Source organism: Kangiella marina (assembly GCF_039541235.1).
GTDB lineage: Bacteria > Pseudomonadota > Gammaproteobacteria > Enterobacterales > Kangiellaceae > Kangiella > Kangiella marina.
In genome coordinates this window covers 1343061-1362665 of record NZ_BAABFV010000001.1, presented here as the reverse complement: position 1 = coordinate 1362665, position 19605 = coordinate 1343061, and the positions used below count along the sequence as shown (strand labels likewise).

General features: G+C 45.9%; 20 protein-coding genes. 16 read left to right on the top strand and 4 right to left on the bottom strand.

The features are described 5' to 3' along the window. The first annotated feature begins 29 nt into the window (after positions 1-29). The 9 genes from ABD943_RS06100 (at position 30) to ABD943_RS06060 (ending at position 8977) form a co-directional block, all read left to right on the top strand. Entirely contained in the window at positions 30-626 is a 597-nt protein-coding gene (locus ABD943_RS06100; RefSeq protein ID WP_345292294.1) for a hypothetical protein, read from the top strand. 280 nt (positions 627-906) lie between these two features. After that, entirely contained in the window at positions 907-2757 is a 1851-nt protein-coding gene (gene thiC, locus ABD943_RS06095) for a phosphomethylpyrimidine synthase ThiC (protein WP_345292293.1), read from the top strand. 8 nt (positions 2758-2765) lie between these two features. Then, complete coding sequence (locus tag ABD943_RS06090; RefSeq protein ID WP_345292292.1) at positions 2766-3830, top strand: FAD-dependent oxidoreductase; 1065 nt, start codon at positions 2766-2768, stop codon at positions 3828-3830. After that, complete coding sequence (thiS, locus tag ABD943_RS06085; protein ID WP_345292291.1) at positions 3820-4017, top strand: sulfur carrier protein ThiS; 198 nt, start codon at positions 3820-3822, stop codon at positions 4015-4017. The genes ABD943_RS06090 and thiS overlap by 11 nt, the downstream gene beginning before the upstream one ends. A 257-nt stretch (positions 4018-4274) precedes the next feature. Beyond that, positions 4275-5057 carry a thiazole synthase gene (locus ABD943_RS06080; protein WP_345292290.1) on the top strand — a complete coding sequence of 261 codons (783 nt, stop codon included), beginning with the start codon at positions 4275-4277 and terminating at the stop codon, positions 5055-5057. Beyond that, complete coding sequence (gene thiE, locus ABD943_RS06075; protein ID WP_345292289.1) at positions 5057-6556, top strand: thiamine phosphate synthase; 1500 nt, start codon at positions 5057-5059, stop codon at positions 6554-6556. The genes ABD943_RS06080 and thiE overlap by 1 nt, the downstream gene beginning before the upstream one ends. Next, complete coding sequence (locus ABD943_RS06070) at positions 6549-6899, top strand: rhodanese-like domain-containing protein (RefSeq protein ID WP_345292288.1); 351 nt, start codon at positions 6549-6551, stop codon at positions 6897-6899. The genes thiE and ABD943_RS06070 overlap by 8 nt, the downstream gene beginning before the upstream one ends. An 88-nt stretch (positions 6900-6987) precedes the next feature. Continuing rightward, entirely contained in the window at positions 6988-7482 is a 495-nt protein-coding gene (locus ABD943_RS06065) for a PH domain-containing protein (protein WP_345292287.1), read from the top strand. After that, entirely contained in the window at positions 7460-8977 is a 1518-nt protein-coding gene (locus ABD943_RS06060; RefSeq protein WP_345292286.1) for a PH domain-containing protein, read from the top strand. The genes ABD943_RS06065 and ABD943_RS06060 overlap by 23 nt, the downstream gene beginning before the upstream one ends. Before the next feature lie 47 nt (positions 8978-9024). Here the strand turns inward: ABD943_RS06060 and ABD943_RS06055 are convergent, their stop codons facing one another. Continuing rightward, complete coding sequence (locus ABD943_RS06055) at positions 9025-10044, bottom strand: hypothetical protein (RefSeq protein WP_345292285.1); 1020 nt, start codon at positions 10042-10044, stop codon at positions 9025-9027. 179 nt (positions 10045-10223) lie between these two features. On the opposite strand from ABD943_RS06055, the gene ABD943_RS06050 reads away from it, so the two are divergent. The 5 genes from ABD943_RS06050 to glpE all read left to right on the top strand — a co-directional run bounded on the left by ABD943_RS06050 (position 10224) and on the right by glpE (position 14012). After that, complete coding sequence (locus tag ABD943_RS06050; RefSeq protein ID WP_345292284.1) at positions 10224-11420, top strand: glycine C-acetyltransferase; 1197 nt, start codon at positions 10224-10226, stop codon at positions 11418-11420. Positions 11421-11578: 158 nt separating this feature from the next. Then, entirely contained in the window at positions 11579-12607 is a 1029-nt protein-coding gene (gene tdh / locus ABD943_RS06045) for an L-threonine 3-dehydrogenase (RefSeq protein ID WP_345292283.1), read from the top strand. Between the two features lie 7 nt (positions 12608-12614). Next, the gene (locus tag ABD943_RS06040; RefSeq protein ID WP_345292282.1) at positions 12615-13070 is read left to right on the top strand and encodes a GNAT family N-acetyltransferase; all 456 of its coding nucleotides are present in this window, start codon (positions 12615-12617) and stop codon (positions 13068-13070) included. Between the two features lie 5 nt (positions 13071-13075). Beyond that, positions 13076-13690 (top strand): rhomboid family intramembrane serine protease, encoded by a 615-nt coding sequence (locus ABD943_RS06035; RefSeq protein WP_345292281.1) that lies wholly within the window; start codon positions 13076-13078, stop codon positions 13688-13690. Between the two features lie 10 nt (positions 13691-13700). Beyond that, positions 13701-14012, top strand: coding sequence for a thiosulfate sulfurtransferase GlpE (gene glpE / locus ABD943_RS06030; protein ID WP_345292280.1), 312 nt, complete (start codon positions 13701-13703; stop codon positions 14010-14012). Between the two features lie 32 nt (positions 14013-14044). Here glpE and ABD943_RS06025 read toward each other — a convergent pair whose 3' ends face one another. Continuing rightward, positions 14045-14278: a putative signal transducing protein gene (locus ABD943_RS06025; RefSeq protein WP_345292279.1), complete on the bottom strand. Its 234-nt coding sequence runs from the start codon at positions 14276-14278 to the stop codon at positions 14045-14047. Between the two features lie 170 nt (positions 14279-14448). On the opposite strand from ABD943_RS06025, the gene ABD943_RS06020 reads away from it, so the two are divergent. Next, complete coding sequence (locus ABD943_RS06020; protein WP_345292278.1) at positions 14449-14988, top strand: chorismate--pyruvate lyase family protein; 540 nt, start codon at positions 14449-14451, stop codon at positions 14986-14988. Between the two features lie 12 nt (positions 14989-15000). Beyond that, complete coding sequence (ubiA, locus tag ABD943_RS06015; protein ID WP_345292277.1) at positions 15001-15873, top strand: 4-hydroxybenzoate octaprenyltransferase; 873 nt, start codon at positions 15001-15003, stop codon at positions 15871-15873. Here ubiA and plsB read toward each other — a convergent pair. Next, on the bottom strand, positions 15835-18354 hold the full coding sequence (gene plsB, locus ABD943_RS06010; RefSeq protein WP_345292276.1) for a glycerol-3-phosphate 1-O-acyltransferase PlsB: 2520 nt from the start codon (positions 18352-18354) through the stop codon (positions 15835-15837). The genes ubiA and plsB overlap by 39 nt on opposite strands. A gap of 18 nt (positions 18355-18372) precedes the next feature. Continuing rightward, positions 18373-19599, bottom strand: a complete 1227-nt coding sequence (locus ABD943_RS06005; protein ID WP_345292275.1) for a pyridoxal-dependent decarboxylase, exosortase A system-associated — start codon at positions 19597-19599, stop codon at positions 18373-18375. Positions 19600-19605: the final 6 nt, after the last annotated feature.

Genomic DNA, 19605 nt, shown 5'->3' with positions numbered 1-19605 from the left:
AAAATAGTGAATGAGGTGGCTAAAACGCGATGTTGAAAAAAGTCTTGGGAGTCATGATTGGCCTGGCGCTTCTGATATGGGTCTTGAGTTCTAAAGAGGTGGTGTTGGGTGATGGTGTGTTCGCACCGCAAGCGCCCGAGCAAGTGATGATCGAGCAACCCATCGAATTTAACTATAAGGGTTTCAAAGTCAAGCCATTAGCAGAGTTTTCAATCACAGCTAAAGTGATATTGAGGGAAGATTATCGTTTTGATGATGGTGCCGCTATTTCACCAACAGACTTGGCGTTAGGCTGGGGAAGAATGTCGGACGAAGCGGTATTGCAGCACATAAATTTCAGCCAATCGGGACGTTGGTATCGTTATCGCTATCAAACAGCGCCAATACCGCAAAAAGAAATCGAGACTCACAGCGCCAATATGCACATGATCCCAGCGCAAAGCTGGATAAAAGATGATTTAGATGCTGTAAAGCCTGGGCAGATTGTGACGATAAAAGGCCAATTGGTCGAGGTCCACGGAGAAAATGGCTGGAAGTGGAGAAGCTCGTTAAAGCGCGATGATACCGGCGGCGGTGCTTGTGAACTGGTTTATGTCGAAAGTATAAAAATCGTACGAGACGGATAGAATTCCCACGACTTAACCCCTATAATGATTGCATCTCTCGGGGTGCCGGAGCGTGGATGCTTAATTAAAGTGAGCGTGCGTTAGGCTGAGACTCGAGCTAAGTCCTAGCATAGGATGAAGCTCGGAACCCGTATTACCTGATCCGATTAGCATCGGCGTAGGGAAGAGTAGCCTCAAGGGTGAAATAACATTCCGAACGGTCCCTTGTCCTATTATCTTTTTTGCGTCGGTCACAACGGTTGGAGCCTCAATAGTAGAGACCTAGTTTTTGGAGACCAACATGGCAAAGAACGATCCGATTGAATTAAATCAACATACCATTACACGCGACCCCCTTCCGGCATCTAAAAAGGTGTATATCGAGGGCCAAATCCATAAAGATATTCGTGTGCCGATGCGTGAAATTCAGCTAACCAACAAAGGTAAAGTCACGGTTTACGACACTTCAGGCCCCTATACCGATCCCAATGCTGAGATTGATGTCCGCAAAGGCTTAGCAGAAACTCGTCGTGGCTGGGTCGTCGGTCGTGGTGACGTTGAAGAATATGAAGGCCGCGAGATTAAGCCGATTGATAATGGCTACACTGATGGCGATAAAGCCTTCGCCACGCACAACCCTGATTTACAGCGAAAACCATTGCGTGCTAAATCGGGACAAAATGTTACTCAGCTGCATTATGCTCGCAAAGGCATTATTACACCTGAGATGGAATATATTGCGATTCGTGAGAATCAACGTCGCCAAGAGTGGTTAGAAGCCGAAACCTCTGAAGAACGCGAAAAGCGATTAAAGGGTAATTCGTTTGGCGCTAATACACCGGATGAGATTACCCCTGAGTTTGTACGTAAAGAGGTTGCAGAAGGTCGTGCGATTATCCCTGCTAATATCAATCATACCGAATTAGAACCGATGATTATTGGTCGTAACTTTTTAGTTAAGATTAATGCGAATATTGGTAATTCTGCGGTGACTTCGAGCATCGAAGAGGAAGTTGAAAAATTAGTTTGGTCAACGCGTTGGGGTGGTGACACTGTGATGGATTTATCGACCGGTAAAAACATTCACGCCACACGCGATTATATTTTGCGTAACTCACCAGTGCCGATTGGTACTGTGCCGATTTACCAAGCGCTAGAAAAGGTAAATGGTGTAGCGGAAGATCTGACGTGGGAAGTTTTCCGAGATACGTTGATTGAGCAAGCAGAGCAAGGGGTGGATTACTTTACGATTCACGCAGGCGTCTTGTTGCGCTATGTACCGCTTACTGCTGAGCGTGTCACGGGAATCGTTTCGCGTGGTGGTTCTATCATGGCGAAATGGTGTATCGCACATCACAAAGAAAACTTCTTATACACCCACTTCGAAGAAATTTGTGAAATCATGAAAGCTTATGATGTGAGCTTTTCATTAGGTGATGGTTTGCGTCCAGGCTCATTAGCGGATGCCAATGATGAAGCGCAGTTTGGCGAGTTAGAAACGCTGGGCGAGTTGACGAAAATTGCATGGAAACATGATGTTCAGGTGATGATCGAAGGGCCTGGTCATGTGCCAATGCACATGATTAAAGAAAACATGGAAAAGCAATTAGAAGCTTGTGATGAAGCGCCTTTCTATACGCTTGGACCATTAACGACCGACATCGCACCGGGATACGATCACATCACATCAGGTATCGGTGCAGCGATGATCGGCTGGTACGGTTGTGCGATGCTATGTTACGTGACGCCGAAAGAACATTTAGGCTTACCAAATCGTGATGATGTGAAAACCGGGATCATTACTTATAAGTTAGCGGCTCATGCAGCAGACGTCGCGAAAGGTCATCCAGGCGCTCGCTACCGTGATGATGAATTATCTAAAGCGCGCTTTGAATTCCGCTGGGAAGATCAATTTAATTTAGGTTTGGATCCGGATACAGCACGTGAATTCCACGATGAAACTCTGCCGAAAGACTCTGCAAAAGTAGCGCATTTCTGCTCAATGTGTGGACCAAAGTTCTGCTCGATGCGAATCAGTCAGGACGTGCGTGACTATGCGGCAGAAAAGAAAAAAATCGAGCAAGGGATGCAAGAAAAGTCAGAAGAGTTTAAAAAGCAGGGTGGCGAAATTTACGTTGAATTAACGGACTAACATTTGAGATGAAGCTAGCTGTTATCGGCGCTGGAATTGCTGGACGTTTATTAACATGGCGTCTGGCAAAGCGCGGCCATCAAGTAACGCTTTACGATAAGCAACAAAAGGGTGAGGAAAGTGCTTGCTCTTTTGCGGCTGCCGGGATCTTGTCACCGCTGGCTGAACTTGAAATGGCGGAGTTGGATATTTTTGAATTGGGTAATCACTCGATGAAACTGTATCCACAGTGGTTAAAACAGTTAACTACTCCAGTGTTTTATCGTCAAACCGGATCATTGGTTACAGCGCATGGCAGCGACAGGGTAGAGCTGGATCATTTTTATCGTGTGATACAACGAAAACTTGGTGCTGAAAAGGCTTCGCAAACACTGGTTAAGAAAATAGCCGTTGCTGAAAAAGAAGAGGATCTTAGCCATTTGGGTGACGGTTTATATTTACCTACGGAAGGGCAGATTGATCCGGTTGGTTTGATGCATAGTGTGATGAATGAGTTGGAACACAGTGATTGCGTCACGATTCATTACGGGAAGCGTATTAGCACCCTTAGCAACGGCCAGATCGAAGCAGAAGGAACTACTGAAGCGTTTGATTGGGTTTTTGATTGTCGCGGACTGGGCGCTAAAAATGATTTACCGCTTCGTGCGGTTCGCGGCGAGTTGTTGTGGTTACAAGCACCAGATGTGAGCATTAAGCATTTAACACGACTCATTCATCCTCGTTATCGAATCTATGTAGTGCCAAGGCCGAATAATCTGTATTTGATTGGTGCGACAGAAATTGAAAGCGAGGACTATAGCCCAGTGTCGGTGCGTTCAAGTTTAGAGCTGCTGTCCGCTGCTTATAGTGTGCATCGGGGTTTTGGTGAAGCAAGAATTATTAATAGTGTCGTCAATTGCCGACCTGCATTACCCAATAATTTGCCTTGGGTAAAAACCCAAAGTGGCATAACAAAAATCAACGGGCTTTATCGCCATGGAATTTTGTTAGCACCGGCAGTGGTAGAACAAGCGATTAAAGAGTTTGAGCAAGAAGTGAATCAAGAAATAGGAAATGTTCAATATGCAAATTGAAGTGAATGATGAAGTGTTGGATATTGAACAAGGTATGACCTTGTCACAATTTATTGAATGGTATCAGCAAGAAGGGAATTTTGCGATTGCAGTGAACATGGAGTTCGTACCGAGATCGCTTTATGGTGAAACGGTGTTGAAAGAGAATGATAAGTTGGAGATTGTTCAGCCGATGCAGGGCGGCTAAAATTTTAAATCGCTTAACCGGCATTTGGGCTTAGTCGATTATGAATAATCTGTTCTAATCAAATTTTTAGTTGACACTTTTCTTGCTTGGCCAAGAAAAGTGTCCAAAAGAAGGCCACCCCGATATTGAGGTCATGTAAACATGACTTCCTGCGGTTTGCTATGTTTTACACAAACCTTAGCTCAATATAAGGGGATTAGGAGTTAGCTTTAAGGCTTGAGCTAAGTCTGGTCTTAAGAATATTTAAAGAGAAAAGTATGCTAAAAATCGGTGGTAAAGATGTTAACAGTCGATTGTTTTTAGGTACGGCTTTATATCCGTCGCCGCAGATCATGCTGGATGCGATACGTGCTTCGGGTGCGGACATTGTTACCGTGTCAGTGCGACGTGAAGGACAAGGCGGGGAAAATTTCTGGAAACAAATTAATCAACTGGATTGTCACTGGCTCCCAAACACGGCGGGTTGTCATACGGTTAAAGAAGCAGTAACTACGGCTGAAATGGCGCGTGAGTTGTTTCAGACGAACTGGATCAAGTTAGAAGTTATTGGTGACGAATACAATTTACAGCCGGATCCGTTTCAGTTGGTCGAGGCGACCAAAGAACTGGTTAAGCGTGGCTTTGAAGTCTTTCCTTATTGCACGGATGATCTGGTGTTATGTCAGCGTTTACTCGATGCTGGCTGTCATATTTTAATGCCTTGGGGCGCGCCAATAGGTACTGGACGTGGTTTAAGCGATCCTTATGCCTTGCAAACGCTACGTCAAAGGTTGCCAGATGTTCCGATGGTGATTGATGCTGGATTAGGGTTACCATCGCATGCTGCGCAAGCAATGGAGATGGGCTTTGATGCGGTGCTACTCAATACAGCCGTGGCGCAGGCAGAAGATCCTGTGATGATGGCTGGCGCTTTTAAAGCTGGCGTGGAAGCGGGCCGCCAAGCTTTTGAAGCGGGTGCTATGCCGGTAAGGGATATGGCGAAACCAAGCACGCCCGTTTTGGGAACTCCTTTTTGGCAACAGGATAAAGGCGAGGGTTAATGGTAGCCGATCATAAGCCGGTGGTATGGACGGTCGCTGGTTCGGATACTGCAGGATTAGCGGGTCAAGTGGCGGACGTTAGAGCAATGGAAGCTTTGAGTGTGCATCCTTGTATGATAACCACTGCCGTCACCGCGCAGAATAATCACCACGTCATTGCGGTAAACCCTCTTACTTACGAACAGATTGCTGTGCAGTTTGAAGCGCTCAAAACTGACTTTTTCCCAGCTGCAATTAAAGTTGGCTTGATTCCAACTCAAGACGCCCTTCAGGCGTTACTGGATTTTGTCGAAAGCTATTCGGGCTCGGTTGTTATCGATCCGGTGCTGATCAGCAGTTCGGGTAAGCCATTGGTGGATGCAGACACCATGGTGCAATACAAAGGGTTATTGCCGCACGCAAGTTTGTTAACCCCTAACATTCCAGAACTCAGTGTGTTGAGTGGTGTCGAGGTTAAAGACGAAAAAACGATCGTGCAAGCAGCCGAAGTATTATTGGATCGTGGCGTAAAAGCGGTGCTGGTCAAGGGTGGGCATACGGAATCTTTAGAAACGGCAACGGATGATTTTTTACACGACTATTTTGTGACCGATCAACAGTCGTTTTGGTTGCACAGTAAAAAACAAAACACCGTCAATACCCGAGGCACTGGCTGTGTGCTAGCGTCAGCGATGACAGCCGCATTAGCCCATCAGAATACGCTAGAGGACTCGGTGGTCATTGGTAAGATGTTACTGAATCAAGGATTACGACACGGCTACAGTATTACCAGCCAAGGAGGGGAGCAAAAAGGGCCACTCAAACCTTTGACTTGGCCGCATGAGGCGCGAGATGTTCCTCTGCTTACTGCTGATATGAGCGATCCTATCCCCTATGATTTTCCTCGCTGCACGGAGCAGGGTGCGTTGGGTCTGTATCCCGTAGTTGATCGCGCTGACTGGTTAGAGCGGCTGTTACCATTAGGCGTCACAACGATTCAATTGCGTGTGAAGGATTTACAGGGCCAAGCCTTAGAAGATGAAATCAAAAAGGCGATACAGATAGCTGAGAATTTCCAAGCACGATTATTTATTAATGATTACTGGTCTCTCGCCATTCAGCATGGAGCATATGGTGTGCACTTGGGGCAAGAAGACTTGGAAACGGCTGATCTCACAGCCATTGCTAAAGCCGGCTTGCGCTTAGGGTTAAGCACGCACTGCTATTATGAAGTGGCTCGTGCTCATGCGATTAAGCCGAGTTACTTGGCATGCGGACCTGTTTACCACACCGATAGTAAAGACATGCCGTGGATACCACATGGTATTGATAATTTAATGAAGTGGAAGAATTTGTTGCCAGATTATCCGTGGGTGGCAATTGGCGGCATCAATCTCCAGCGACTGCCACAAGTGATGAACACTGGGGTATCAGGGATTGCCATGATTTCCGCGATTACTCATGCTGATGAACCGGAAGAGGTTACGCGAACGATGTTGGAGTTGTTGAAGAATGGCTAAGTTTGTTGCCGAAGAATCCGAAGCGGTACAGTTTATTGAGCCGCAACAGCTGGCAGTGTGGTTGAAGCAGTCGGACGCACCGCTGGTGATCAATGTCACTGGTGATGAGCAGGCGCTCGACGAGAGTCAGCTAGTTGCTGATAAGTCGCTATCAACCCCGATTACTGAGTTTGCAAACCTGATTAATGAGCTTGATCCTGACGAGCCTGTGGTGATTGTTTGTCAGCTCGGCCAAAAGAGTTTTAATGCCGCGCATAGATTGATTGAGTCAGACTATAGCTGTGTTTACAGCTTACATGGCGGTCTTGAAGCTTGGCTGAGACAAAGACAGAGGGATCGCTAAGACCCTTAGGTCAGATAAACACTGTAACATTTAGGCGCTGGTCAAGAGTCTATCACTGACTATAATATGGCCTTCAAAGGAGAGAATAATGTCAGAAAAACAATCACTTATTGATGTCAGGCCAGAAGAGTCGCTACAGCTGCATCCCGATTCGATAAAAGCCTCACGAATAAGCCACGGTATTTTCGCTGCGATATTGATGATTGCAGGGGGCGTGGTCTCGTTTATTGCAGCAAGTTGGCTACTTTGCGGGATAATAGCTGCCGCGGTGTTGTTTATCTTTTTGCTGGGGTTTGTGTGGGCGCGAAAATCGTATCAGTACACTTGGTATTGGCTGACGGAGGAAGGCCTCTATATTCAGCGAGGAGTATTATGGCGTCGAAAAACACTAGTGCCACGAAATCGTATTCAGCATACTGATGTGGCTCAAGGCCCTTTGCAGCGCAAATATAAGCTGGCCAAGCTGGTGGTTTATACCGCCGGTACTCGTGATGCCTCAGTGCCGTTGGATGGCTTGGAATTTGAGGTTGCAAACGATCTCAGGGAGCAACTCAGACAAGATGGCGACGATGATGCAGTCTAAGGAAGAACGAAAGCTCCATAAAACATCGCCTATTTTTATCCTCTTGGATAATATCAAGAAGATCCTATTTCCGGTATTGATTGCTTTAGTTGGACCTGGTGGCAGTTATTGGGAATACATTGCGCTAGCGATTGCCCTGTTAGTGAGTCTAGCCTCGGTTATTCAGTATCGGTTTTATCGTTATTGGCTTGAGCCCAACCAGATACGCGTCAAAGAAGGGATTATTTTCAGGAATGAACGTCAGGTGCCTTATAAGCGTATTCAAAATTTAAACCTGACGCAAAACCCATTACATCGTATTTTGGGCGTGGTCACGGTGCAGTTAGAGTCAGCATCGGGGGGCAAGCCTGAAGCGGTGATCAATGTCGTGGATATGGCGGCGGTGAAGGAGCTGAAACGCCTGGTGCATGGAAGTGAGGAGGGCGAAGCTGAAGATGAGCAAACACAAGACGAGGGTGTGACGCCATCCAAACCCTCGCTGCTGCGGATGCCTTTTAGTGAAATTGTGCGCTATGGAGTCATTACTAATAAGGGCTTAGTGATTCTGGCGGTGGTGTTTGGTTTCCTGTCGCAGTTAAGCGATGGTGCGTTAAAAGACTATATTGAAAATAAGATTGTCAGCATTGCCAATTGGTTAACCGCCAGTTTTGATAGTGTGCTAGGTGACTTTGGAGCCTTAACCATCGTGGTTTATGGTCTAGTGCTAGCGGTCATGGGGCTATTAGGGTTATGGCTGCTATCGATTACCTTTGCTTTGTTTAAGTTGCACGATTTCGAATTACTGAAAAATAAAGGGAAGTTGCAGGCGACCATGGGTTTGTTGACACGAATGCAAGCGACCATCCCGATGTCACGCATTCAGACCTTAACGGTACGCAATTCGCTGTTACACCGGTGGTTTAAGCGTTTAACCGTGAGTGTTGAAACGGCTGGCGGAGTAAATCACGAAAATCAGGGGTTGGCGATTAAAGAGGTTGCGCCTTTGTTTGCACAAGAGCGTCGTCCAGAAATACTCAATGACATTCAGCCAGACATTAGTTGGCAAGCGATCGAGTGGCAGGGCATTGAGTCTTTAGCTGTAAAAAGAATTACTAAGAAACTCGTATTGATCAGTGCGGTGTTGTCGGCGCCACTGGCATTGGTGCACTGGGGCTGGATCATTCCTGCCTTTCTAGTGTTGGCGATCTTAAGTTATTTTTACGCCAAGGCTTACGTTAAAAATACGGCATATTGCCTCGATCAAGACATGATCGGCTTCAAAAGTGGTGTTATTTTCAAAAAAGAAACCTACGTCCGCTTAAGCAAAATCCAAACCGTTCAAGTCAAGGAAAGTCTCTTTGACCGCCGTTATGGCATGGCTAAATTAGAAGTGGATACTGCGGGAGCGATAGTTGGGGCACACCATATCGACATTCCTTATATCATGTTGGACGACGCATTAACGATACAGAATAAATTGGTAGATCGCGTCAGCAACAAACAGTTCGTTTGGTGAATAAGTGCCTCACGGCGTGTTTTGAGTGAGGCACAGAAAGTCAGCTATCAAAAGAAGTTAGGGTTATAGTAGAATTTTGCGTCTACTGGATCTTGCACCTGTCCAATGAGTTGTAATTGCTTTTGTTCGGGCAAATAATTGTTTAACTCTGAAATAAGTTCAAAGCAATTTTTTGCTCTATCAATAATATTGGCAAAGGTATTATTCGGGGAAAGGTCATTGATATGCCAGTGAAGAACTTCCTGTAAGTACTCCAAAGAAGTCTTCTCGTGTACTACTAATAAATGATCTTGATACTGATTCCATTCTTTAGCCGTAATATGGTCGCTATCGAGGAAGTTGGCAATTACTAACTTATCTAGCTCTTCGGAATAGAGTTGATTTTGTTCTTCAAGAGCAGCGTAGATATCTTCTTCTGATACCTGCTGACCATTTAAAGCCGCTTGATTACGGATTTCATGCTCAGTCATTCCTTGGGTTAAACGCCAGTCCATCTCTTTAGCATAGGCTTGCTCAAAATAGTCTTTAAACGGTAATTCAAGGGTCAAACGCTGGCGACCATCATCCAACAGCATTTGATAGGCTTCATTAACTGTGGTTTCTTGGGGGAGAAAGTGCTTTTCCTCGCCCGGCGGATAATCCATGCCCTCTGCGAAAGGGGCTGTGCTGAAGGTTAAGTTGGTGCCGTCTGAAAGCGGTGCCACGACATCAAAGAAACAACCTATAATATGGGAATAAATGACGATACAAGCTTTTTTATCAGGGGAATAAGCCGCGTAAAGTTGCGTGTCATTGAGTTGGGGTATAGTGAAATATCCAACTTCTATCATATCCAGTGATTTAACGGTGTTTACGTATTGGTGGAATTCCGATGACTTTATGTCATCTTTTAAAGCTTGTTCCAAAGTGATTCGTGCAGGCTGATCGAGGGGGCCGTGCTCTATAACTTTTGACAGCTGCTTACCAACCTTAAGCCTTATGTAATATTTGAGTCCAAAATACCCTAAAATGAGTAAAACGATTAGGCTAACGACGATGATTCCTATGATTTGAAAAATGGTTCCCATATATTCTCCTTGTTAGACAGTAGAAAGTGTAATTAGATATCTTAATCTGTCAATAAAAAGTATTGAGGCTAAGGAATCTAGGGTGTATCAATGTTAGAATAACGGCAATTTAGTAAACCTTCAGGGGTCTGGCGGAGCTACAAGGTTGGTCAGATCGTAATATTTCATAAGGGTGTTCCATGAATAAAGATTTCTTAAGTCATCTCCAGTCTCAAATTGAGGACGTTAAGTCCGAAGGCTTATACAAGAAAGAGCGTGTGATCGATTCGCAGCAGGCCGCGGATATCCACGTCACTTCTGGTGAAAGCGTTCTAAACTTTTGTGCCAACAACTATCTAGGCTTGGCGAACAGTCCTGAATTGATTGAAGCGGGCAAGGCCGCGCTTGATAAGCAAGGCTATGGTATGGCTTCGGTGCGTTTTATTTGTGGTACACAAGATGTCCATAAAGAATTAGAAAGCCGTATCAGCGACTTCCTTGGGATGGAAGATACGATTTTGTATTCATCGTGTTTTGATGCCAATACTGGTTTGTTCGAAACGATTTTGTCGAAAGAAGACGCCATTATTTCTGACTCGTTAAACCATGCTTCGATTATTGACGGGGTGCGTTTGTGTAAAGCGATGCGTTACCGCTATAGCAATAACGACATGGCAGACCTGGAAAAACAGTTAAAACAGGCGGATGCTGATGGTGCGCGTTATAAATTGATTGTGACCGACGGTGTTTTCTCAATGGATGGCATTATCGCTGACTTAGAAAGCGTGTGCGATCTTGCGGATAAATACAATGCGTTGGTGATGGTTGATGATTCGCATGCGGTTGGCTTTATCGGCGATAAAGGCCGTGGTACGCATGAACATTGTGGTGTCATGGATCGTGTCGATATTATTACGGGCACATTGGGTAAAGCGTTAGGCGGTGCTTCGGGCGGTTATACTTCTGCGCGTAAAGAAATTGTGGAGTGGTTACGTCAGCGCTCGCGTCCTTACTTATTCTCAAACACATTAGCGCCGGTGATTGCATCAGCCAGTTTGCGTGTGTTGGATATGCTGGAAAGCGGTGATGAATTGCGCCAGAAATTAAAGCATAACAGTGAATACTTCCGTGAAAAGATGACGGCTTTGGGTTTTGATTTAGTCCCAGGCGAACACCCGATTATTCCTGTAATGTTGGGCGATGCATCATTAGCCAGTAATTTTGCCGATAAAATGCTGCAAGAAGGTATCTACGTGATAGGCTTCTCATTCCCTGTGGTGCCGAAAGGGCAGGCAAGAATTCGTACGCAAATGTCAGCAGCACACGACATTGAACATATTGATCGCGCCATTGCTGCCTTCGAGAAAGTGGGCAAAGAGTTGGGCGTAATACAGTAAATTGTTGTGAGAGTGAAGCCAAAACAGAGTGTCATCCTGAACTTGATTCAGGATCTCGTTTGGCGCACTCTAACGATTATAAAGATCCTGAATCAAGTTCAGGATGACAGTGTAAATATGGTTGCTATTACGAGAAACCATTAACAGCAGAGAATCCTATGAAAACATTGAGTAAGGCTAAAGCGGAAAAAGGAATCTGGATGGTTGACCATCCTAAGCCAGAGCTTGGGCACAATGATGTGTTGATTAAAATTAAGAAGACTGCAATTTGCGGCACCGATATGCATATTTACCACTGGGATGAGTGGGCGCAAGAAACCATTCCTGTGCCGATGACGGTGGGTCATGAATATGTCGGAATCATCGAAGAAGTAGGTCAAGAAGTTAAAGGCTTCCAAGTGGGTGATCGCGTTTCAGGTGAAGGTCATATTACCTGTGGTTTCTGTCGTAACTGTCGTGCAGGCCGCCGTCACTTATGCCGAAACACTGAAGGCGTTGGCGTTAACCGTCCTGGAGCCTTTGGTGAATACTTGGTAATTCCTGCTGAAAATGCTTACAAGATTCCAGACGACATTTCAGATGATGTCGCCTCGATTTTGGACCCATTTGGTAATGCTGCGCATACTGCCTTATCGTTTGACCTAGTGGGAGAAGATGTTCTGATCACGGGTGCTGGGCCAATTGGCATGATGGCTGCTGCGATTGCTAAGCATGTTGGCGCGCGCCACGTTGTGATTACCGACATGAATGATTACCGTCTGGATTTAGCAAAACAGATGGGCGCCACGCGCACGGTTAATGTGACCAAAGAAAAGCTTGAAGATGTCATGAATGAATTAGGTATGACCGAAGGCTTTGACGTTGGACTAGAAATGTCTGGCGCACCACCAGCCTTCGCTTCGATGTTAAACACCATGAATCATGGCGGTAAAATTGCGATGCTAGGTATTCCTTCAAGCGATATGGCGATTGACTGGAACCAAGTGATATTCAAAGGCTTAATCATCAAAGGTATTTATGGTCGTGAAATGTATGAAACCTGGTACAAGATGATTGCCATGCTGCAATCGGGTTTGGACTTGTCGCCAGTGATTACCCATCGTTTTGAGATCGATAAGTTTGAAGAAGGTTTTGAAACCATGGCGAGTGGCCAGTCAGGTAAAGTGGTACTGAGCTGGGATTCTTAAGCGTTTAATGGCTGATTACCTGTATGAGATAAAGGGCTGGGAAGAGCTGAATACCATCGAGCTCTACCAGCTTTTGGCGTTACGTTCTGAAGTATTTGTGGTCGAGCAAGCGTGTGCTTACCAAGATGTGGATGGTCAAGATCCTGCTGCGACCCATCTGTTGGTACGCGATGACAGTGAGAACCTAGTGGCTTACGCCAGAATGTATGACACTCGGTTAGCGGGAAAAGACTACTGTGCGATTGGTCGTGTTTGTACGGCTCAGCCTCATCGCCGTGAAGGAATTTCACGAATACTTATGGAGCGTGCGATTGAGCATATTGATCATAAGTTTAAGCGGCCGATTACTGTCAGTGCTCAGGCGTATTTGGAAACGTTTTACCAGTCACTGGGTTTTGACACCGTTTCAGAGCCGTATCTCGAAGATGGAATCCCACACATTAGAATGGTAAGAGAGAAGTAATTGCTATGTTGAAAGACTTTTTAATGCGGGCAGGATGGATGACTAAATTATTGGTCGCCATCAGCGTTGTGGTCAGTATTGTCACTTTGTCTGGTACCAATAGCGTCACCGATTATTTCACGTTTAACTGGGAGCTGATACTACAGGGCCAAGTTCATCGACTGGTGACGCCAATCTTTTTACATTTTATGATTGGTTCGCTGCCGATTCATCTAATTTTTAACATGATGTGGTTATGGGATCTGGGTGGTTCAATCGAAAAAGAGCGCGGGCCTTGGTACTTGCTTGGCTTGGTGTTGGTGATCGGCATCGCATCTAACATGGCACAATATTTTGCTGAGTATTTAATGGAAGGCTATGTCAGCCCACGGTATATTTTTGGCGGCATGTCGGGTGTGGTGTATGGGTTGCTTGGGTTCATCTTCATGCGCCGTAAATTTGATCCATTCTTCCGAGTCGAGCTGCACCCAGGAATTATGCAATTTATGATGATTTGGTTAGTACTAGGCTTTGTGCTCAACTCTACAGGCATGATGGGCATTGCCAACGCGGCACATTTAATCGGCTTGGTATCGGGTGGAGCTCTCGGTGTGTTAACTTCAAAGATAAAAGCGTTTTAGTAGTCTGACTATGAATTTTAAATGTATCAGTATTGATGACGTCAATCGGATGAGCGAAAAGCAATCGATCCATGTGATTGATATTCGTGATCCGCAATCTTTTGCCGCAGGCCATATGCCGGATTCGGTGAATATCAATAATCAGAACGCGGCGGATTATATTGACAGTACCGACAAAGAAACACCGTTAGTGGTGGTTTGCTATCACGGCCATAGCAGCCAACCGGCGGCACAGTACTTTGCTGCTCAGGGCTTTAAAGAGGTTTACAGCATGGATGGTGGTTTTGAAGTGTGGAAACTGAATAACCCGGTTGAAGTTTAAAGGGATGGCACCGTCTTAGCCGACCGTTAGTCTTAAGCTGAGAAGGAGTCCAGGTTATCGTCCTTGAGTTCTTGATGAAGGATTTCTTTGGCACGAACCAGGTTCTCTTCGTCCACCATTAAAGGTACTTCGCCAATCGCTGAACCATAAGTACTGTGGAAGCCATCGTGCAAGATGGTTGCTTCTATACCATGGGCTTCAAGTAATCCTTTGGCAATGTGCGCTTGCATATTGTCCGTATAGCTTTCTACCTTTGTTAACGCCATAATGAGCTCCTGTAAAACCTCTCACTCTACCTATTAAGGCACGCAGGCCAGTGTTTTTCAAGAAGTTCAAGCTATGGATGAGAAGCTTGCAGCATGATTGCGGCTAGGGTTTACAGAATGAATCCAGTACAATAATCGACAATGAAATTTTGGGTGAGCATAATAACTGCATGGATTTAAAGGTATGGCGTAGTGCCAATGATGATGTGATTCGTGAATTGCCTTATCAGGTTGCTGAGTGGGTGGCCGAATTTGGATCTTTGACCCAGAAGCTGAGTCACTATGTGCCCGAAGTTCGCTTGGATTTACTGAAAGAAGCGACCGAAAAGGCGACAAAGAAAGAAGCTGAGTTACTGGCTTTAACGGATAATGAGAGCCAAGTTCGTGAAGTTATGCTGTATGGGCCAAAAGAGCCTTGGATTTTTGCGCGAACGTTAGTGCCGGCGAGTGAAGGTCAGTTAATTCTGGATTTGGGTACGAAGCCTTTGGGCAGCATACTGTTTACGTCGAGCGAGTTAAGAAGGGAATCACTCGAAGTGATGCAGCTAACGCCAGAGCATCGCTTGTATCAAATGGCAAAACAGTATGCGAACTTTAACGATGGGGTTAGCGATCTGTGGGCACGACGCTCACTGTGGTCAAATGCCCAGTCACAAAAGGTGTTATTGCTGTTAGAGGTTTTTTTACCCGACTCACCCCTATACCGTTAATAAGTTATCATCATGAAACTACTCTTAAAAAAAGAACACTGGGAACATTACGCGCAGTTGATGCGGTTGCATAAGCCGATCGGCACGTATCTTTTGCTGTGGCCAACCTTATGGGCATTATGGATCGCTGCCGAAGGCATTCCTAATTGGTGGATTTTAGTCGTGTTTTGTTTGGGTGTCTTTTTTATGCGCTCTGCCGGCTGTGTGATTAACGATTTTGCTGATAGGGATTTTGATGCGCATGTTGAGCGCACGAAATCGAGACCTTTAGCGCAAAACAAAGTGGCAAGTAGTGAAGCCGTAACCTTGTTTTTGTTACTGGTGTTATGTGCTTTAGCACTGGTATTAACGTTGAATTGGTTGACTATCGGCTTGAGCGTAGTGGCGCTATTACTAGCGGCAACCTATCCCTTTATGAAGCGTTATACCTATTATCCACAGGCGGTTCTAGGCGCAGCGTTTTCATGGGGAATCCCGATGGCTTTCGCCGCGATAACTGGCGACGTACCAAATTTGGTGTGGTTAATTTATGTGGCGACACTGCTTTGGGTGCTTGCCTATGACACCTTATACGGCATGGTTGATCGAGATGATGACTTAAGGCTCGGTTTAAAGTCGACTGCAATTCTGTTTGGCGATATGGATTTGGCGTTGATAAGCACCATACAAGGGATGTTTCTCTTTGGCATGTTACTTGTGGGACAGCAATTAGAGTTGTCTTTTTATTACTACATTGGTTGGATTATTGCTGCGGCGCTGATTGTGCGGCAGATGTGGCGCTGTCGCAAACGTCATCCGACCGAATGCTTCAACGCCTTTTTAAATAATAATTATGTTGGAATGGCCTTATTCCTTGGGCTCGCTTTCCACTACTGGCTGGGCTAACTGTTTTGTTTGTTGCAAGCTGCGTAAAGCTTGCTGTAAGCCTTGTTGCACCGGCACGCTAAGCAAGCTTAGAACGGTATTGTAAAGTAGCAAACAAGCGTCCGTTGGGCGCATACCCGCACCTTCGGTGTGATCCACCCAGTCCTCATCTTTAAGTACTTTGACCAAGTTCCTGAATAGGTTTTTGTCAAAAAATTCTGGCGCGTTAATGCCGTGTAAGGCCGCTATGCGTTGGGCTAGCTTCTGGCTCTCTTGCTCAAGCTCTGCTCGGCGCAGGGTTTCGCCTTCTTGGAGGCTGTGTAACAAGGTTAAGCTAATGGCATAACGTTGTAGGGCAGGTTGTACTGCTTGAGCCAAGGTCATCAATCTTGACCAGTTTGAATCTTCGTCTGCAGGAACTGTCAGTTCATTATCCTTTTCAAGCAACATGCCAAGCGCGATGAAGCTATCAATGATGGTCGTTATTTGTTGCTCAAGCTCGTCGTACGTCCAGCGGATATACAACTCTTGGTACAAGAAAGGATAGATCAGTTTGACTAAGTCAAGGACTTGGATGCGCGAAACTCGTTCATGGCGCTGGAAGATAGCTGCTATTAACGATGGGAGGGCGTAAATGTGCAAAATATTATTGCTGTAATAAGTCGAGAGTACGGCTTCATCACCTTCAATAAAAACCACATCGCCAGCAGGATCGGACAGTTCTTGCACCATGCCTAGTTTAAGCGCGGTATTTAAAAGTTCTAGACCACTATTTTCCGGTAAGTTGGTGTAGACGCTGTATGGCGCGGACTTGGCGAGCGTTAGCAGCATATCGAGATGCGACACTAACTCCTGTTTGTCCATTGCTTGGCGCGGTGTTGCTAATAGACTGAGACTGACCAAACAAACGCTGTTGACGCTGGCTGCGGCATTGATACGTCGATTGATTTCATCGCCAAGGGCAGTTACAGCATTCGATAGCCATTCAGGGCGATCATCTTGGTCAAGCGAAGCTTGTCGCCAATCCACCTCGCGCTGATCAAGGAAGTCTTGAAGCTTAAAGGGTTCACCAAAGTTTAAATAGACCTTGCCGTAAAAGCGTTTTAGCGCTTTACGCACGCCGAGTAATTGGCCGAATGATTCCTTCTGTTTGGTTTTTCCGCGTAACTCGCCAACATAGCTTTTGCCTTCGAACATGCGTTCATAACCAATATAGACCGGGACAAAAAGAATTGGTTTTTTAAGGCCGCGCAACAGGCTTTGTACCGTCATCGCTAACATTCCAGTCTTGGGTGACAACAAGCGTCCCGTGCGGCTTCTTCCGCCTTCTTGGAAATATTCTACAGGAGTACCTTTGTTGAATAGACGATAGAGGTATTCGTTAAAAACGGCGGCGTAAAGACGGTTGCCGCGGAAGCTGCGGCGTAAGAAAAAAGCGCCACCGCGACGCAGGATTGAACCGGCAGGCCAGAAGTTAAGATTAATACCGGCAGCAATGTGCGGCGGTGCTAATCCTTCATGATACAGCTGATAAGACAGCAGAAGATAGTCGGCATGACTTCTGTGGCAGGGCACATAGATGATCTCGTGATCTTTGGCCATCTGCCGCACTTGCTTTAAGTTGTTAACTTCGATGCCAGCATAAATCTTATACCACACGCGGGTTAGGATGCTGGAAAGAAAGCGGATCATGCGCGGGCTAAAGTTGGCAGCAATTTCTTTGACGTATTTACCGGCTTCTTTTTTAAGATCCTGTTCAGAGCGTTTGCCCTTGGTCTTTTCACGCTGAATAACGTGCTGCACCGGATCAGAAGCGACGATACCGGCAATCAATTCACGACGATTTTCAGTACGAGGTCCCACCGTAGCTACCCAAGCGCGATTGAAGTGAATGCGCATTATACGACTTAATTTATGGGCATTACGACTTGGGTCGGCTTCTAGGTCAAGTTCGGGAGAGTTCAGCGCAATGGGTTGACCGTATTGTAATAAACATTGGCGGCCCGAGAATAATATAATTAGAAACTTACCGAAACGGCCCGACTCTTCGATGCTGGATATGAAGTAGCGGAAAAAGGATCGTTCTTTACCAGGGTTGCGTCCCCAGTAAACCGATACGGGAACCAGCTTGTAATTGATATTTGGGTTCGCTTGTTGAGCGTTTAAAAGCTTAACCAAGCTGGTCTTATGATCGGCATTGACTCTGTTGCGGCGAAAAAAGCTTGGTCGTTTGTTTAAAAATAAACAGCTTCCTTTCGATGGAACATTGCGCTTGTAATCGGTAGCGGCGCCTTTTGGCAGGCCCAGCTGTTCGCCTTGACGCCGTAACAGCTCGATCGATGTCATGGATTGAGTGCGTAGAACGTAAACAATGTGATCCTGCTCCGATAGCTGAAACTCGGAAACGGGATCTGAAGGCGCGCGCTTTTCTCTGACCAATAGTTTTAGAGGAAGACGCAATACCGCTAAGGAAAAGCTTTTCAGGCTCGATGACAAGGACATAAGCTTAAGTAACCAATTTTAAAGAAGTAATTGTACAGGATGTGGATGACTTAAGAAATCGCGCGGGCTGGCGCTGAAACCATAAGCTCCAGACTGAAAGACACCGATGATATCGCCAATCTCGGCGGCGGGTAGCTCAATATTGCTACCTAAAATATCCAACGGTGTGCAAAGTGGACCAACAACATCAACCGCCTCCGTTTCAACAACGTCCATCTTATTAAGCACGGCTAAAGGGTAGTTCTTACGGATAATTTGTCCGAAGTTACCGGAAGCGGCTAAGTGGTGATGTAAGCCACCGTTTGTGATTAAAAAGCGCTTACCCCTTGAAATCTTAGTATCCGTTACTTGGCACACATAAATGCCAGCGTTACCGACTAAGTAGCGGCCGAGCTCTAAAATGATTTCGCAGTCACCGAATTGTTGAATATGTTGCTGGCGTAGCTGATTGAGGTTTTGCGCGATAGGCTCAAGATCGAGCTCAGTGTCGCCTGGGAAGTAAGGAATACCAAACCCGCCGCCGATATTGAGATGATGAATCTCGAGTTTATATTGTTCGATCAGACGTTTAACTAAGGCAAAAATATTGTTGTGGGCACTGATAATCGACTCATGACGAAGATTTTGTGACCCGGTGAAAATGTGCAGTCCGCGTAACGTTAAGCGAGGATGTTGTAATAATTCGAGCACTGCGCCCAGTTGTTCGACGTCGATACCAAACTGCTGAGAGCCGCCACCCATTTTCATGCCTGAGGACTTCAGCTCGAAATCTGGATTAAGGCGTAAAGCTATATCGGCGGTCGATTGAGTGTGCTCGGTCAATTCAATAATGCGTTGCAACTCGGTGAGTGACTCGACGTTTAAGGTAATGCCACTACTGATGGCCATGGCTATTTCTTGTTGAGACTTGCCGGGGCCAGCGAAACTAAGGTTGTTGGTGTCAGTTGAGGTACCTAAAGCGAGCGCTAGCTCTTGTCCAGAAGCAACATCAAGTCCATCAACCAGATCAGACAGGTAACACACCAGTGGTGCATAAGGATTGGCTTTGATCGCGTAGTGTATGCTGATATCGGGGAAAAAGTGACGCAAACGATCCACATTGCTTTTAATAACAGCCTTATCATAGACGTAACAAGGGGTCTGACCGGCAATCATCACCACTTGGCTCGCCGTCTTTCCTGCAATCAACAACTCGTTGTTTTGGTTTGAAAACTGAGTCATGGGTGCGTGTGTTTTTGTCGTCATGGATAA